Source organism: Mucilaginibacter flavidus (genome assembly GCF_024055575.1).
Lineage (GTDB): Bacteria > Bacteroidota > Bacteroidia > Sphingobacteriales > Sphingobacteriaceae > Mucilaginibacter > Mucilaginibacter flavidus.
The window spans coordinates 72,412-89,934 of sequence record NZ_JAMXOE010000001.1; the positions used below are offsets into that span (position 1 = coordinate 72,412).

A 17,523-nucleotide genomic window follows, 5' to 3' on the forward strand; every position below is an offset into this window, starting at 1 on the left:
CGATAGCTTTTCGGGACGGCAAATATAATTATTTATGATTACACCGATTGGGGAATGATTACACCGATAGCTTCGCTCCCAATTTTAAATTTCCCTTACCATTAAATCTCTGTAATCATAAAATCAAATAATCGGCCAAATCAAATAATAATCGGTGGAATCATAATATTTAACTATTTTGGGATTGTACAGGACTTTTGACGAGGACTACTATGAATTTTTTATCGCACTTTTATTTCGACCGGGAAGTTGACGATTGTTACCACATACTTGGTACCATACTGCCCGACCTTTTGAAAAATGCCGATAAAACAATCGTTCTTCACCCCGAAAAATTACAAAGTACCAACCCAGCTGTAAACTCCATGATAAACGGATGGAACAAACACTTGGAAGTTGACCGCCATTTCCATTCTTCCGGATTCTTTCTTGAACACTCGCACAAACTAAAGTTATTACTTCGGCCCGTTATCGAGGGCTCACCGGTGAAACCGTTCTTTTTGGGCCATATTGCCATCGAGCTTATTTTAGATAACCTACTGCTAACTACAGGAAAAGTGACTGCCGATGTATTTTACGATCATCTAAATGGATGCGATGTAGCAGTTGTTGATGATTTTTTAACTTTTGAAGGACTTAAAAACACGGCCGTGTTCTTTAAATTCTTTGATGGCTTTAAATCAAGCCGGTATTTATACAGCTATGCCGAAACGCAACAGATAGCGTATGCCTTAAAAAGGATCTGCATGCGTGTTTGGCGAGACCCTTTTACGCCGCAGCATGAAGCAGCAATAAATGGAATTTTAGCCACCTACAGAGAGAGTTTGCTGGATAATTTCATGTCGGTTTTTGATGAGATAGACAGCAAGTTGACCGCCAATTAAGCACCTGCAATAGGGTTTAACCGGTGAGTCGGCCGGAAAATCCGCTAAAAACCATTACTTTCCCCATAAAATAGCCTTAAAATCAGCATTTAACATTAAAATATTCTTTTCTAAATAAAATTAATATACCTACCTTTGCAGTCCCAATTAAGAAATTGGGAAAAGGAGAAAATTTATTTAATGGCAAAAAAACAGGAAGCAGAAAAAGAATTAAAAGCTAAGGAGGCTGAACTCGAAGTAGTTGGAGCAACTCCTCAGGAAAAAGAAACAATTGAGTCAGAGGCTGATTCAATTTCGATCGAAGAGATCAAATCAAAAATCACAGCAGCAAACGAAGATTTCGATTGGGATGCTGATGAGAAAAAATTTGGCAATTACAGCGACAGCGACCGTGAGAAATTCGAGAAAATGTATGATGGAACTTTCAGCTCTATCACCAAAGGCGAAATCATCACCGGTACAGTTGTAAATGTTAACAGCAAAGATGTTGTATTAAACGTTGGCTTTAAATCTGACGGTTTGGTATCAGTGTCTGAATTCCGTGATACACCTGATTTGAAAATCGGTGACACAGTTGAAGTATTTGTTGAGTCGCAGGAAGATGCTAACGGTCAGTTAGTGCTTTCGCGCAAACGTGCTAAAACTCAAAAATCATGGGAGCGTATTAATTCTGCATTAGACAATGATGAAATCATCACTGGTTTTGTTAAGAGCAGAACTAAGGGTGGTTTGATTGTAGATATTATGGGCGTTGAAGCCTTTTTACCAGGTTCACAAATCGACATTAAACCTATCAGGGATTATGACGTTTATGTGGGCAAAACCATGGAGTTCAAAGTTGTTAAGATCAACCACGAGTTTAAAAACGTAGTGGTATCGCACAAAGTGCTGATTGAAGACGATTTGGAAAACCAAAAAACCGAAATCGTGGCCAAACTTGAAAAAGGCCAGGTATTGGAAGGAACCGTTAAAAACATTACCGACTTTGGTGTATTTATTGACCTTGGCGGCGTAGACGGTTTATTACACATTACAGATATTTCATGGGGCCGCATAGAGCACCCACGCGAAATCTTAGCATTAGATCAAAAAATCAACGTTGTTGTGCTTGATTTTGATGATGAGAAAAAACGTATCGCTCTTGGTTTAAAACAACTTACCCCACACCCTTGGCAGTCGCTTGATGAAGGCATCCAGATTGGCTCGAAGGTTAAAGGTAAAATTGTTACCGTTGCCGATTATGGCGCATTCCTTGAAATCATCCCGGGTGTTGAAGGCCTTATCCACGTATCAGAAATGTCGTGGTCGCAAAATTTACGTAACCCTCAGGAATTCCTGAAAGTTGGTGACGAAGTTGAAGCACAGGTATTAACACTTGACCGCGACGAGCGCAAAATGAGCTTGGGCATTAAACAATTAACGCCTGATCCATGGCAGCACGCTGCTGAGAAATACGCCATTGGCACTCAGCACATCGCTACAGTTAAAAACATGACCAACTTTGGTGTGTTTGTTGAACTTGAAGACGGTATTGACGGATTGATCCACATCAGCGACCTTTCATGGTCTAAGAAAGTTAATCACCCTAACGAATTCACTAAAGTTGGTGAAAAATTAGATGTGATTGTACTTGAGCTTGATGTTGATAACCGCAAATTAAGCCTTGGCCACAAACAGCTTGAAGAAAACCCTTGGGATACTTTTGAAACCATCTTCACTATCGACTCGATACATGAAGGTACTGTATTAAAAGTAACCGATAAAGGTGCAATTGTTGCTTTACCTTACGGTGTTGAAGGCTTCTGCCCTACCAAACACTTGGTTAAAGAAGATGGCAAGAGCCTAAAAGCTGAAGAAGCTGCTGAGTTCAAGATCATTGAATTTAACAAAGAAAACAAACGCATCGTTATCTCTCACTCACGCATTTGGGAAGAAGCCCGTGCCGAGCAACGTGTTCAGGAATTTGAAACCCGTAAAAAGGAAGCAAAATCTGCAAGCAACGCTGTGAAAAAAGTGAAAGAATCGGTTGAGAAATCAACTTTAGGCGACCTGAGCGTATTGGCACAGTTGAAAGAGCAAATGGAAGGTGCTGAAAACAAAGCACGCAAAGCTACAACAACAGCCAAAAAAGCTTCGGAAGAAGAAGCTGCTGAATAAGTTTAAATAAATTGAATCCTTATAAGCCCTCTTGAGTAATCAAGAGGGCTTTTTTGTTTTTATTATCTATATTTAAAATATGAAGACTGGATCTACAACACTAATAACAGCGCGGACTTATGCCCTGTCTATTATTTTTTGCCTACTGTTTACCATTGTGATGTTTGTAACAAATTTCGATGGATATGCTATGCCTTATCCTATTTTCATAACTCTTCTGATAATTTGTGCAATCATAAGTGTACTAAGTTACGCTGGTTATATCTATGGAAAAATCCGTAGTTCGAAAAGAAACGGTTACAAAATTCTTTATAATCTTATCGCATTCTTTCTTTTAGGTTTAATGGTACTCCTTATAATTGGGTTTCCGATATTAGTTATGTCACATGAAAGGTGATTTAATGGTCAGAGGAACAAATCTTGATATTTTGTTAAAAAACGGTAGCAAGACCCGAGGACTTTTTTTTCTAAATTTTGAAGACCTCGCCTTATTGATTAATTATATTTGTTCTCATGAGCACCCGCAAGCCTTTAAATCCCTTTGTTTACATACTGCTTATTGTCATCTGCCTTGTCATTTCAATAGCCATGCTGTACATCAATTTTAGTGATTTTGTAATGCCCTACCCGCTGGTAATTGCGTTGCTTGTTATTTGTGCCCTGGTTAGTTTTGGAAGTTACATCGGCTATTTAATGGCGCCAAAACACAATCATGCGTTATACGCAAGGTTGTGGCGAATTGTCCTATTGATTTTGCTCAGCATTGTAGTAGTCATTTTGATAGTAGTTCCGATTTTAGTTATTGAAAACGCATGAGTGGCGAAACCAATCTCAAAGCCCTGCTAAAAACCATGAGCCCTAAGCTTAATGACGGCGACTATGTGTACTGCACCGTAACTACGTTAAATAACATTGACACAAAAGAAATAATCAGCTTATTTAAAGAAGAGGAGGGCTGGACGGTTATAGTTAATAAAGAACTGGCGGATAAACTGGGTTTAAATTACACCTATGTAGCCGTCTGGATTACCTTAACTATCCATTCATCATTGGAAGCAGTGGGGTTGACGGCGGCTTTCGCAACGGCGCTTGGCAACGAAGGTATTAGCTGCAATGTAGTAGCCGCCTATTATCACGACCATATTTTTGTGGCTAAAGAGGATGCAGAGAAAGCGATGATGGCCTTGCGAAAGTTATCGAATTGACAACTTATTAAATTACGTCATTGCGAGGAACGAAGCAACCTGACATTCAAGAACGTTATAATTTGTGGTGACCTAACTGCAGCATTCAGGTCACCATTTGTATAGCGGTTCGTGATTAGCAGGCGCAGTCCGCCAGCTGGCGGATCGTTCCTCGCAATGACGATATGGTTGAAAAAACGGCTAATCTATTTCAACTCCGGAAACTTCCCGCCATCAAAAATGCTTTTTTCGGCAACGGTTTTCTCAACGTCCTGCCATTTGCGTGGCGCGTCGATTGATAACAGGGTGCATTCGGTTTTACCTATCAACACATCATCTTCAATTCGCACGCCAATATTCCACCATTTCTTATCACAAGGACTGCCGGCAGGGATATAAATGCCGGGTTCAACAGTGATCACCATGCCTGCTTTTAAACCACCACCATATTCCCCTTTATCATGCACATCCAAACCTAAATGGTGTGATACACCGTGCGGATAATATTTGCCCACTTCTTTGGCATCTTTTATAATACCCAACGCTATCAGTCGCGATGAAAGCACCTCGCGGGTTTTGGTTTCCAAATCGCCGTATGGCACACCATCTTTACAAAGTTTAAATACTTCTTCCTGGGCATCGTAAACTATCTGGTAAATAGCCTTTTGTTCCTCGGTAAATTTACCGTTCGACGGGAAAGTACGGGTAACGTCGGCGCTGTAGCCGTGGTATTCTGCACCAACATCCATCAATACTAACTGGTTATCCACTTTAGTGGCAGTATTTTCTTCGTAGTGCAGTATACAGCCGTTGGCACCAGCGCCAACAATTGGCGGATAGCCTTCGTCCTCGGCGCCATAGTGTTTGTGCACATACAGCATAATACCCTCCAGTTCCTGCTCGCTCATTTGCGGTTTTACAGCGCGCATGGCTTCTGCATGGGCAATACTGGATATTTTCACCGTTTTGCGCATTAAATCCAATTCTTCGGATGTTTTAACTCCCCGCAGATCAGTAGTAAACTTTTCATAAAGCGATAAACCCGATGGGCTAGCGTTAATTTTTGATTTTACATCAGCCAACGTTGCAGAATCAGGCTTTGCCACCAGTTCCTGAATGATCGGGCTGTTTTTGTACGCTTCCCGGTCGAGGCGTGGTTTCAGGAAGGCCATAATCCGGTCAAGGTTCTTAGGTGTAGCGTATTTGCCTATCACATTTAAATCGTTGGTCAGGGCCTTGTCCGAAGTTTTGATGTCTGCCTTTTCTTTAAAGGCGCCCAACAATTCTTTCAGACTTCCCGCACCGCCGCCACCCACGTCATCGGGCAGATCATCATACAAAACCGTATTAAATTTCTTAAAATCTATCGGGAATTTTGAGAACTGCTCGCTGTTGTAAACTCTTTTAAACCCGAGTTTGGCTTTTGCACCGGCAACACCCAGCCGGCGCCCGGTCCACTGCTCCTGCTGCGGGTCGCGGTGGCGAACAAAAAACAACTCGTTATAACTGCTGTCGCCATCGGCTTGCGTGTCTTTAAATACCAACAGAACGGCATCAGGCTCTTTATATCCTGAAAAGTAATATAAGTCAGGATTTTGATGATAAACATAGTTTACATCTTTCGAAAAAACCCGCTCGGGGTAAGCAAAAATTACGGCTACCGAGTTAGCGGGCATCATATCGCGCAGGGCCTGCCTGCGCCCGGCATGAAACGCTGGGGTTAAATAGTCTGTCGGCAAGTTTTGAGCCTCACTGCCCTGCGAGAATACCTGAACAGTGGTGCAGCAGGCCAAAGCAGCAACCAACAGGCCTTTGTTAAAAAAGTTCATAAATAATAAGTCAGTTATTTGTTCTGTTTAAACTCAGTTATGTGTGCATAATTAAATACTTTGCTGCTAACCACGCATGCGCAAAATTTATACAAGTATAAACTTTAGTATTCAAAAAAGTAATCACCCTTTTGGGGTGATTGCTTTTAGTTAATCAGAGATTAGTTAATTGGAGTTTAGTTGCATCGGCGGCCAAAAATTAGGCTTTTATTTTTAACTAATTGCTACTTTTCCTAACCTCTGGTCTCTAATCTCTAATTAACTAATCTTAACTAATCACCAAAAATAATTACCTTTGCCCAAATCCACCCATACGATGCAAAATCTAACACTGCTCGACGGTCAGAAATTTCAAATAACACTACAGCGTTTATGTCGTCAGTTAATAGAAAATCATAACGATTTTTCTGAATCGGTACTTATTGGCATACAACCGCGCGGCATTTATTTAGCCAAGCGTATAGCTGAAGAACTTCGCAAGATATTACCGGGCAAAACCATATTACAGGGCGATTTAGACATCACCTTTTACCGCGACGATTTTCGCCGCCGCGACCAACTGGTGCCCAATCAAACCAAAATCGATTTTATCATTGAGAATAAAAAGGTGATCATGATGGACGATGTACTGTGGACAGGCCGCACCATCCGCGCCGCCATGGATGCCCTGCAGGCATTTGGTCGCCCGGAAAAAATTGAGTTGCTGGCGCTGGTTGACAGAAGATATTCAAGGCATATACCGGTGGAAGCTGATTATGTGGGAATTGAGGTGGATTCAATCGCATCACAGAAAGTAGTAGTGAGTTGGATAGAGACGGATGGAGAAGACAGGATTACGTTAATTTCAGACGCAAAATAATATGGTCATATTTCGGATTTCGGATGTTCGATTTCGGATTTAAAGAAGAAGAAATTTTAATTTTCGAATTTAATAAATTCATACACAATGGATAAAGTTGAATTAAAACGAAGGACTCAACGATTTGCCATCGATGTTATAAAATTCGTTGAGGAATTGCCTGCGAAACGTTCATTAAATGTTTTATCAAATCAATTATTAAGATGTTCGTCATCGGTGGGCGCAAATTACCGATCAGCATGCAAAGGGAAATCTACAGCAGACTTTATCAATAAAATAGTAATTGTTGAAGAAGATGCTGACGAATCAGTTTATTGGCTGGAGTTAATGGAGGAAGCTGGTTTAGTTGACTCAAAAGAAATCTATCAATTAAAAAAAGAAGCTAATGAGCTCACGGCAATTTTACAGCAATAGGTAAAACAGCAAAAGCAAATCAACAAAATTCAAAATCTACAAATAAAAAATAAATCCGAAATCGAACATCCGACTTCCGAAATTTACAAACATGGCAGGACTTTCAACAAGGCATCTTTTAGGAATCAAGGACTTAAACCCGGTAGATATTCAATTGATATTTGAAACGGCGGATAACTTTAAAACGGTTTTAAACAGGCCGATTAAAAAGGTTCCTTCTCTTCGCGATGTAACTATTGCTAATATATTTTTTGAAAACTCAACCCGAACACGTTTATCGTTCGAACTCGCTGAAAAACGATTATCTGCCGATGTGGTAAACTTTGCGGCATCTTCATCATCGGTAAGCAAAGGCGAAACGCTGATTGATACCGTAAATAACATACTGGCCATGAAGGTAGATATGGTAGTAATGCGCCATCCTTACGCCGGCGCTGGTATCTTCCTGTCGAAACATGTAAAAGCACAAATTGTAAATGCCGGCGATGGTGCACATGAGCACCCTACCCAAGCATTGCTTGATGCCTTTTCCATTCGCGAAAAGCTGGGCGACGTAGCCGGCAAAAAGGTGGTTATCGTGGGCGATATCTTGCACTCGCGCGTTGCGCTGTCAAACATATTGTGCCTTAAACATTTGGGCGCTGAAGTAATGGTTTGCGGGCCCACCACGCTGATACCGAAATACATTGGCTCGTTAGGCGTAAAAGTTGAGCATAACCTATTGAAAGCCTTAAACTGGTGCGACGTAGCCAATATGCTGCGCATACAGCTGGAACGCCAGGATATAAAATACTTCCCATCACTCAGGGAATACACCATGCTTTACGGCTTAAACAAACAGATATTAGATTCGCTGGACAAAGAAATCATCGTGATGCACCCCGGTCCCATAAACCGTGGCGTTGAAATTACCAGCGATGTTGCCGACAGTAAACAATCCATCATACTCGACCAGGTTGAAAACGGCGTGGCTATACGTATGGCGGTGCTGTTTCTGCTGGCAGGGCAAACGCCGTAAAATTGCGTCATCCGTGAATTCCGGTTTTAAAACATACTTAAAAATTAGCGTCAAAGGGTTTCTATTATCCTTAATATTCCCTTTCGTACTCTACTTTTTCGTCGAAGTAAAAAGCTTTGTTTATATCAGCATCATTTTTAATATTTTAGGATTTGTTCCGGGATATTATAGATATCAGGACCAATTATTATTCCAAAAAAAACTTAAAGCCAAAGGCCTTACACCAGACGACTTAAATAACATTGCATTTGTTAAGAGCTGGGACGAAATAAGAAAAAGAGGCATTATAAAATACTCGTTAATTGATGGTGGAATCTTTTGCGGCTTTGCACTATGTGGATTGTTTAGTCTAGCAGCATTGCTGGTTATCAAAAATATGTTCACCTATATAGCCGCCGACCTGTCGAACATGTTTAATTTTATCGGGTATACATATTTAGCCGGTGCTACGACAGGTATTATTATTTACAGGATTTTATGGGCGCATAACGAGATTAAATTTATCCGCCTAACCGACCCGCTGCATTAAAGCGGTAATATGACCGTTATAAATGGCAAATGAATTTAATATGAGGTCTGCTTTTCTAATCTTTTTACTCTCCATTTTGGCAATTACATCATCAGCCCAAACCCGCCAGCAACAAAAAGTCGACTCAGTATTTACGCTGGTAAAAACTTATTTCAACGCCAAAAATGCAGATGCCCTTTATAACCTTGCGGGTGATGCTTTTCAAAAGGAGTTTAGCATAAACGCTTTCGGTGATATTGCCACCAAACAGCTTTTTCCGCTGGGGCAAATAAATGACGCCTTGTTAACCAGCTTTGTAAACAACAGCCTGGCAACCTACAAGGTGAGTTTTACAAATGCTACCATGAACGTATTTATCAGCCTTGATGATAAAAGCAAGCTTGAAAACTTCCTGTTTAAGCCTTACACCGATCCGATACCCGATAAAACAGCTCTTGTGCCAACCAACAACCCTATGCTAACCACAATGGATAAACAGGTGGATACCGTTGCCCGTAAATACATCCAAAAAGCAAACACCGTGGGCCTTTGCATTGGCATTATGAAAGATGGCAAAACCACTATCTACAAGTACGGCGAAACAAAAAGAGGAAATGCCCGCCTGCCCGACGGCGATACATTTTTCGAGATCGGCTCCATCACCAAAACATTTACTGCAACCTTGCTGGCATATTATGTAAACGACGGCCAGGCTAAGCTTACCGACCCGATAACCAAATACCTGCCGGATTCCGTTGCCGTTAACCAATCCCTAACCGGCATTACACTGCTTAATTTGATAAACCACACTTCAGGACTACCGAGTGTGCCGGACAATTTAAAGGAAAGCATGACCAACCCGTTTAATCCTTATAAAGATTACACGAAACAAATGATGTACGCTTACCTAAAAACCTGCCGGCCAATTACCAAACCTGGCGAAAAGTATGCGTATTCAAACCTGGGGGTAGGCTTACTGGGCGCCATATTGCAATATGTGAGCGGCAAAACTTTTGGTGAGATGGTAAACGAACTGATAACCCACCCGCTGGTTATGTTGAGCACGGCTCAATATTTAAACCCGCTTTTTTCGCCGCGGTTCGCTTCGGTTTATGATTCGGGCGGACGTGAAACCCTGGCCTGGGAATTCGATGTGCTGGCCCCTTGCGGCGCATTGCGAAGCACTGTAAACGATTTACTGCGCTATGCCCGGGTAAACATGCATCCCGGCGCCGACAAACTTGGCAAGGCCATTGCGTTAACTCATCAAGTAACTTTTACAAAAGATGTAAAAATAGGCCTGGGCTGGCACATAATACCAGTCAATGGAGTAAGCTACTACTTTCACAACGGCGGCACCTACGGCAGCAACAGCTTTATGGCTTTTAATGCCGAGAAGAATGTGGCTATTGTGGTGCTATCTAATGCTTATGAACCTACAGACCCGGTCGGAGCAGGGATTTTGGGGAAGTTGATTAAGTAGTTGATGGAGTCGAAATAGGTTTGCTAGATTAGTAAACCGTGGTTCAAAATTTATTCGATATGCTGCAACGCGTATCCAATAAAATCCCTTGTCAATCCATAATCTTCAGTTCCTTTTCTCCTGATAAAAAAGAAATCTCGCGTTATTTTAAGTCCCTCGATTGGTACTTCCACCAAATCTCCCTCAGCTAGTTGGCGAACGATAGATGGTCGCGGCATAAAGCCAAGGCATTGATCGGCCAGCAGGAAGTTTTTGAGTGCTTCGGTGCCGCCAAGGCGTATTTTTACGGATAAGTCTGCCGGTTTAATATGCAGAGCTGATAATGATTTTAATAAAGCATTTAACGTTCCCGAGCCACGCTCGCGTAAAGCCAGCGGCGTTTTTACAAACTGTTTCAGGGTTAATGATTTCCCCGCCAGCGGGCTTTTAGCCGAACAAACCGGTATAACCTCATCGCTCATAAATGGTTTGTAAGACACTGTGGTGAGCTTATTATCCACCTCGATAATGCCGATATCCACCTCGTGGTTTAGCAGGGCATTTAAAATATACTCCGAGTTCCGGTTAACCAGCTGCACATCCACATTGGCAAACTCCCGCTGAAAACCAGATAGTATAGATGGCAAAATATACAATGCAATGGTGGTACTTGCCCCCAGCCGCAAATGCCCCGATGCCTGCGACACGCTGCTCAGCACCGAAAGGTCGTATTCAATTTTACGCTCAATTTCGGTGGCTTGCAACAGGTATTCGTTTAACTTACTGCCGGCTTCGGTAAGCAGGATGCTGTTACCCTTACGCTCAAACAGGGGCACTTTGTACTGGTCCTCAAGCGCTTTGATGTGCTTACTGATGGCGGGCTGGGTTACAAACAGCACCTGTGCGGCCTTGCTGAAACTCAAATTGGCGGCAACTTCCATAAAAACACGGTGGGCAAAGGATATCATAGGTTTCAAAGATAATGAAACGATATAAAAGAATTTATAATGAAGGGCCTGATTCGTTAGGCTCGTAGAGACGCAATATTTTGCATCTCCCGCTGATAGGTAACCGGCATGGGGGAAACCGTGAAATTTGCGATGAATTGCAAGCGGGAGACACGATGCATCGCGTCTCTACGTGGTGAATCTGATTTGCGAAACTATTATTTTTCTCTGCGCCGGGCCAGGTAAACAATGGTAGCCATATTCCTGGTAACCCGGCCGCCAAATTGCTCTGTTGCTACGCGATGCAATCCTGCCAACAGCGCATCCCTGTCCGGACGTATTATGATATTAGAAAACGTTGCATAAAGCGCTACTGTTTGCCCGGCATCCAGCACCCACGGCCATTCGGTAGACCGGCATTCGATAGCCTCGAATGCGTTTGTACGTTCCAGCGCTGCCAGGCGGGATTCAACATCGAGGGCAAATGGAATGTTACCGACACCGTCAGCGGGGCTTTGCGGGCCTTCGAGCAGCTCCCTGGTTGCTTCATGAAACGGATCGTGACGCTTGGGGTCTCCAAAAACGTTCGAAACCATGGCCCACCATCCGCCGGGCCGCAGCAGGCCGGCTATCTTGGTTAATGCCACATCTTCGTTCAGCCAATGAAAGGCAGTTGCCGAAAAACCGAAATCAAAGCTATTTTCTGGAAGTACAGCATCCTCAAATGAAGCAGACATTATTGATAATGAATCCGACTGTATAGTGTCCGATATGAAACCAGCCATTCTTTTATCTGGCTCTATGACCAGCAGAGGGTTTGCCCCAAACTCAACTAACCGTTGGGTTGCAATACCTGTACCGGCCCCTATTTCAAAAGTAGCCGCGTCTTTGCCAAGGCAGCCCCGTTCAAGCAGCATTTCAAAAACCCAATCGGGATAAACGGGGCGTATCGCGTGGTACCCGGCAGGGTCTCCGCCGAAAGCTTCGCGGCCGAACTTGAGGTCTACGGTAGACTTTCCCATTTTGAAAACGTCTTGAATATAGGATTAAAATAAAACGGCGTGTGTATCTATCTCAAAATGGTAATCAATGGCATTTTAACTTCGTTCTGGTGTCTTTCTCGTTAATGTGCTTGATGATAATCACACCCTATTAATTAAGATATAAAATAATCTCGTTTTTGTCCGATTATTCCTTTTGTTCAAATTCCCCTACTCTATAATCAATTAACATATCGATTTCATCCTTGTCGGCGGGGTCGACTTTAAATTGACGTTGGGCAGGGTAATACCTATCGAAATATTTGATAATTATATCTTTAGCCATTTTAAAATATTGATTATCAGAATCATAATTTTCTAATTTATTCAAAAACTCATCTGTACTACTAAATATTTGTCCGGCAAACGGGTCGAAAAAATAGGTGCTCAATTCATCGCCTGAAGATTTTCGTAGCATAAATAGTAGATACACTCCAAATTGAAACTCGTTGTTCAAAAGAAATTTCTTTAATAAACGTGTCGAGTTAAGGGCAATATTAATGCGTCTATTGTTACCTGGTGATTCATGTTGTTGTTCGCTGTTAAAAAGTAAAAAATCTTGGACTCTAAAATTGTAATTTGGTGTAACAGACAAGAACTCTTTAAATAATTTGTAAATCATTTTCAAAAGTTCCTCTGTACTAAACAGAGTGCTTCCTTCAGATAAAGGTTTAAGTTCTTCCTTACTATTCGCGCGCACAAATGCACTAACAAATCTAGCACGTGAATACGCTGTAAGGCTTTTATTGTCTATGAGCTTGTGAAAGGCTTTTCGACCAATGCTCGATTTTTCGTTGTCAACCGCCAACAAGGAAAATCTATTCCAAAACAAACTAGTCGCTCGATTAAACCACCTCGTATCAGTTTCGTCCTCTAATCGTAAAAACAAAACGCCATATTTTTCGATCGATTCTAAAGTTCTCGGAATCGAATACGCATCCATAATTTTGTCTAATTCGTAGTAAAAACCCTCTTCAATCCATATCTTAAAAGTTTCAATTATTACATCGTTATCGTCTGCAATGACCTCGCGAAATTTTTTCATTGATAACTTATCATTGAACAGCTGATATGAAAAATATAAATAAAAGTTAGACACCAATTTAAATCGTCGAATATGCCCGTAGTCATTTTTCTCCACAAGCGCCTCAATTGATTTTGTAATCCAAATTTGTTCTCTGGGACTAAAGTTTAAGTTGTCCAACGATTGTTTGAGTTCTGGCTCTAACAGTTTAAAACTGTCGTAGTTACTTTCATCAGCTGTAAGAATCTTCTTTGATTCTATCAAACAGTATACCTCATAGCTTTTTGCTTTTATTAACTCGATCAAAAATAAATCTGTCCAATATACTTCGTCACGTAATATCTCAAATTGAATTAAAAATGAATTGCAGAATCTCTTTACATCTCTGAGATTATCCAATAAATTTTCGAGAATATTTTCATTTGAGATACCTTCTAACACTGCGGTACTTATTGACGTGGACTTATAAGAAAGTGAGTCTATTATAGTATTTAAACTGTCAATATCTTCATAGCTTGATACTTTGGCCTTTATGTACACTTTAATCTGATTAGAAATAACTTCTTTCTTAAACGTCGGAAGCGTCAAGACCAATTGAAAAATCTTTTTTAAATATTCCTTTTCTTTACCAATTAAATTAGTCTTTTTTAAAGTTTCAATAACGTAGTTGTGATCTATTGCTACCACAAAAAAGGTATTTGAAAAATTTGCTGTGTTTCTGATTATTCGTAATACCTCTAAAATTTCGGGTGCCGTCAGTCGATCCAAATCATCGATAAAAACTATAATTCTTTTTCCAGTCGATTTAATATAGGTATTTATCGTATCATAGCGTTCAGTGACTGAAGGTTCGTCAATAAAATCGTCTATCACAGTATCAATGAATCGAAATGATGCTTCTTTACTAGTCTGAAATATTTTTTTGGAATACGAATTTATTTTATCAGCTATTGTCGCATGGTAAGGTTTCAAGGAATTTGCTAATGTCTTAAAAAAATCATCAACAATTAAGTCGCCATTATTAATTCGCCAAGGATTGAATTGCACTAAAATATTTTCCTCCTGATTTTCATTTAAAGCGCTGTAAAGACGTTTTAAAAAATCAGTTTTACCTTGGCCCCATTCAGCAAAAATCCCGATACCAAAGGAACTTTGAGTAGTGGTTGCTTCAATTCGAGTTGCTACGATATTCGCATATCCTGTCCTATAGTAATGATCGTTGTCCTTGATATAATTGTCGGAGTCTTCTATAAAGGATGCATTTCCATTCTTCGATAATTGGCTTTTAAAAGTCTTATAATGCATCGTAACTATTAAAAGACAAAAAACTATTACATCAGAATAAAAAAGTGATGAATAACATTTAAAGCTATAGAATCTTAATGAGTCATCCGGCCGCCAAAGAAGAAAATAAAAAACAAGCCCAAAGGAAAAATAAGTAAAACTATTAATTGAAGGTAATAATTGTTTAGACAATTTGTGATAAACAAAAAAAAACGAATACCCTAATAATCCAAAGACGATCAAATCCATAAAATATGTGACTGGAATTGATCTGAGAGCTGGCCTAATGAATATAACCGTGCATAAATTCTTTATAGGTTCGTAAAATGCATAGTAAACAACGGCAAGTAAAATCCAATAAAATATTTTTTTGATCGATATCGCATTTTTATACAAATCAAAGTCTAATTTCGAAAATGGATTAAATTTAACTTTACGGTTGCTCTTAGTTTTTGTTAGGACGTCGTTAGGCATTGTGATAATTCAAACAAGGTGATTTGCTATAAAGCTAACAATAAATTGAGCCATATACCTTTTCCACAATTGGTTAAATTGCAAACTATCCTGCAAAAACAGTTTGAGACTATATATCTATAAATAAAAATAGGGATAATCTCCCGACCATCCCTATAATTTATATTTCACCATCAGGTCAAAACTTAATCCAACCCAATCAACTTAATCTAACTTAAGCAACTACTTCACCCGCCCCAATCAAATGCTTTTCCGCCAAATACTCTGCAATCTGCACAGCGTTAGTAGCAGCGCCTTTGCGCAGGTTATCTGACACTATCCAGCAGTTCAAAGTTTTTTCCTGGCTCTCGTCGCGGCGAATGCGGCCAACAAAAACTTCGTCTCTGTCGTGCGCATCAAGCGGCATCGGGTATTTTAAGTTTGCAGTATCATCAACCACAATTATGCCCGGCGAATTTGCCAGCAGCTCGCGTACTTCGCTCAAATCAAAATCGTGCAAAAACTCAATATTAACTGATTCCGAGTGACCGCCCATTACCGGGATGCGCACAGTGGTAGCTGTTACCTTTATGCTGTCGTCGCCCATAATTTTAACGGTTTCGTTCACCATTTTCATTTCCTCTTTGGTGTAACCATTTTCGGTAAACACATCAATTTGGGGGATAACATTAAGGTCGATGGTGTAAGGATAAACTTTCGGGCCGTCAATACCTTTGCGTTCGTTAAATAATTGCTCCACGGCTTTTACACCGGTGCCTGTAACGCTCTGGTAGGTTGATACCACCACCCTTTTTATTTTATATTTATCGTGCAGCGGCTTTAAAGCCACTACCATCTGTATGGTTGAGCAGTTTGGGTTGGCGATGATCTTGTCATCAGCCGTTAAAACATCAGCATTAACTTCGGGTACTACCAGTTTTTTGGTGGGATCCATGCGCCAGGCCGATGAATTGTCAATAACAGTTGTGCCGGCTGCTGCAAAAAGCGGTGCCTGTGCCAATGATGTGCTGCCCCCTGCCGAAAATATGGCAACGTCGGGCTTCTGTTTTATCGCATCCTCAACAGAAACTACCTTGTACTGCTTACCCTTAAAAGTGATTTCTTTACCAACACTTTTCTCTGAAGCTACCGGAATTAATTCTGTAACGGGGAAGTTGCGCTCCGCAAGGACCTGCAACATTTTGGTGCCCACCAATCCTGTGGCACCTACTACTGCGACTTTCATTTGCTTTAAATTGTTATTTATTAAAAATTCCTGCAAAGATGCGAATTATTTTTGATTTGATTAACCACATTGTCTACCTTTTTAGTGGGATTGATAAGATTGAATTAAGCATAAACAAGTTTTTATTTTACACCATCAACCGCTCATTTAATCAACTTAATCAACCCTAAAAATTCAACCATTTTTCTACCTTTGCCCCAGTAAACTGGCATTCATGAGCGAAAAAATTTTAATTATTGGCGCCAATGGTCAAATTGGCACCGAATTGGTTAAGGCATTACGAAATATTCACGGCGCTGAAGCTGTAATAGCTTCGGATATCAAAAGCCCCGCATACGCCATCCGCAATAGCGGCCCATACGAAATTGCCAATGTGCTCGACAGGGACAACCTGCACCACATCTTTGACAAGCACCGCCCCACCCAGGTTTACCTGCTGGCAGCCATACTATCGGCTGTAGGCGAACAAAAACCAAAAGTGGCCTGGGATTTAAACATGACCGGCCTGCTTTCAGTACTTGATTTTGCAGTTGAATTTAAGGTGTCCAAAGTTTTTTGGCCAAGCAGTATTGCAGTTTTCGGGCCGCACTCACCGCAGCATAATACCCCGCAGTATTGCGTAATGGATCCCAACACCGTTTACGGTTTCAGCAAGTTAGCCGGCGAACGCTGGTGCGAATACTATTTTGAAAAATACGGACTTGATGTACGCAGTATCCGCTACCCCGGCCTTATCGGCTGGCGGGCAAACCCGGGCGGCGGCACTACCGACTATGCCGTGCACATTTTCCACGAAGCATTAAAGCAAGGCAAATACCAAAGCTTTTTATCAGCAGGCACGGCATTGCCGATGATGTATATGGACGATGCCATCAGGGCCACCATCACACTGATGGATACCCCGGCAGAAAAGTTGAGCATCCGCTCATCGTACAACCTGGCTGGCATCAGTTTCACCCCCGAGCAATTGGCTGACGAAATTAAAAAGCATATCCCTGATTTTGAAATGAGCTACGTAGACAGCGACCCCCGCCAGGCCATTGCCGACAGCTGGCCAAAATCGATAGACGACACCGAAGCCCAAAAAGATTGGGGCTGGCAGCTGGAATACGATTTAGCAAAAATGACGGAGGATATGCTGGTGAACCTGAAAACAATCATTTAGCCCCCTAACCCCCTAAAGGGGGAATTTCATATATTTGTGTCAATTAAAA

The 17,523-nt window shown here is 41.2% G+C and carries 15 protein-coding genes; 10 read left to right on the forward strand and 5 right to left on the reverse strand.

Going from position 1 to position 17,523, the window contains the following annotated elements:
* Positions 1-212 precede the first annotated feature (212 nt).
* The 4 genes from NAF19_RS00305 to NAF19_RS00320 all read left to right on the forward strand — a co-directional run bounded on the left by NAF19_RS00305 (position 213) and on the right by NAF19_RS00320 (position 4,246).
* A complete protein-coding gene (locus NAF19_RS00305) occupies positions 213-884 on the forward strand; it encodes a hypothetical protein (protein ID WP_252787737.1) in 672 nt (223 codons plus the stop codon).
* A gap of 180 nt (positions 885-1,064) precedes the next feature.
* Positions 1,065-3,041: a 30S ribosomal protein S1 gene (rpsA, locus tag NAF19_RS00310; protein WP_252787738.1), complete on the forward strand. Its 1,977-nt coding sequence runs from the start codon at positions 1,065-1,067 to the stop codon at positions 3,039-3,041.
* 513 nt (positions 3,042-3,554) lie between these two features.
* Positions 3,555-3,857, forward strand: coding sequence for a hypothetical protein (locus tag NAF19_RS00315; protein WP_252787739.1), 303 nt, complete (start codon positions 3,555-3,557; stop codon positions 3,855-3,857).
* The gene (locus NAF19_RS00320; RefSeq protein ID WP_252787740.1) at positions 3,854-4,246 is read left to right on the forward strand and encodes an ACT domain-containing protein; all 393 of its coding nucleotides are present in this window, start codon (positions 3,854-3,856) and stop codon (positions 4,244-4,246) included. Before NAF19_RS00315 ends, NAF19_RS00320 begins: the two co-directional genes overlap by 4 nt.
* Positions 4,247-4,431: 185 nt before the next feature.
* Here the strand turns inward: NAF19_RS00320 and NAF19_RS00325 are convergent, their stop codons facing one another.
* Entirely contained in the window at positions 4,432-6,054 is a 1,623-nt protein-coding gene (locus NAF19_RS00325; protein ID WP_252787741.1) for an aminopeptidase P family protein, read from the reverse strand.
* Between the two features lie 316 nt (positions 6,055-6,370).
* Between NAF19_RS00325 and pyrR the strand changes: the two genes are divergently transcribed.
* The 5 genes from pyrR (at position 6,371) to NAF19_RS00350 (ending at position 10,336) form a co-directional block, all read left to right on the forward strand.
* The gene (pyrR, locus tag NAF19_RS00330; protein WP_252787742.1) at positions 6,371-6,913 is read left to right on the forward strand and encodes a bifunctional pyr operon transcriptional regulator/uracil phosphoribosyltransferase PyrR; all 543 of its coding nucleotides are present in this window, start codon (positions 6,371-6,373) and stop codon (positions 6,911-6,913) included.
* Positions 6,914-7,000: 87 nt separating this feature from the next.
* Positions 7,001-7,327: a four helix bundle protein gene (locus NAF19_RS00335; protein ID WP_252787743.1), complete on the forward strand. Its 327-nt coding sequence runs from the start codon at positions 7,001-7,003 to the stop codon at positions 7,325-7,327.
* 91 nt (positions 7,328-7,418) lie between these two features.
* On the forward strand, positions 7,419-8,345 hold the full coding sequence (locus NAF19_RS00340) for an aspartate carbamoyltransferase catalytic subunit (protein WP_252787744.1): 927 nt from the start codon (positions 7,419-7,421) through the stop codon (positions 8,343-8,345).
* 13 nt (positions 8,346-8,358) lie between these two features.
* Positions 8,359-8,874, forward strand: coding sequence for a hypothetical protein (locus NAF19_RS00345; RefSeq protein WP_252787745.1), 516 nt, complete (start codon positions 8,359-8,361; stop codon positions 8,872-8,874).
* Between the two features lie 22 nt (positions 8,875-8,896).
* Complete coding sequence (locus tag NAF19_RS00350) at positions 8,897-10,336, forward strand: serine hydrolase domain-containing protein (protein ID WP_252787746.1); 1,440 nt, start codon at positions 8,897-8,899, stop codon at positions 10,334-10,336.
* 50 nt (positions 10,337-10,386) lie between these two features.
* Here the strand turns inward: NAF19_RS00350 and NAF19_RS00355 are convergent, their stop codons facing one another.
* The 4 genes from NAF19_RS00355 to NAF19_RS00370 form a co-directional block, all read right to left on the reverse strand.
* Positions 10,387-11,283: a LysR substrate-binding domain-containing protein gene (locus NAF19_RS00355; protein WP_252787747.1), complete on the reverse strand. Its 897-nt coding sequence runs from the start codon at positions 11,281-11,283 to the stop codon at positions 10,387-10,389.
* 197 nt (positions 11,284-11,480) lie between these two features.
* The gene (locus NAF19_RS00360; protein WP_252787748.1) at positions 11,481-12,284 is read right to left on the reverse strand and encodes a class I SAM-dependent methyltransferase; all 804 of its coding nucleotides are present in this window, start codon (positions 12,282-12,284) and stop codon (positions 11,481-11,483) included.
* 166 nt (positions 12,285-12,450) lie between these two features.
* Positions 12,451-14,631: a KAP family P-loop NTPase fold protein gene (locus tag NAF19_RS00365; protein WP_252787749.1), complete on the reverse strand. Its 2,181-nt coding sequence runs from the start codon at positions 14,629-14,631 to the stop codon at positions 12,451-12,453.
* Positions 14,632-15,298: 667 nt separating this feature from the next.
* Complete coding sequence (locus tag NAF19_RS00370; RefSeq protein WP_252787750.1) at positions 15,299-16,309, reverse strand: aspartate-semialdehyde dehydrogenase; 1,011 nt, start codon at positions 16,307-16,309, stop codon at positions 15,299-15,301.
* Positions 16,310-16,523: 214 nt separating this feature from the next.
* Here NAF19_RS00370 and NAF19_RS00375 point away from each other — a divergent pair, with 214 nt between their 5' ends.
* A complete protein-coding gene (locus tag NAF19_RS00375; protein WP_252787751.1) occupies positions 16,524-17,474 on the forward strand; it encodes an NAD-dependent epimerase/dehydratase family protein in 951 nt (316 codons plus the stop codon).
* Positions 17,475-17,523 lie beyond the last annotated feature (49 nt).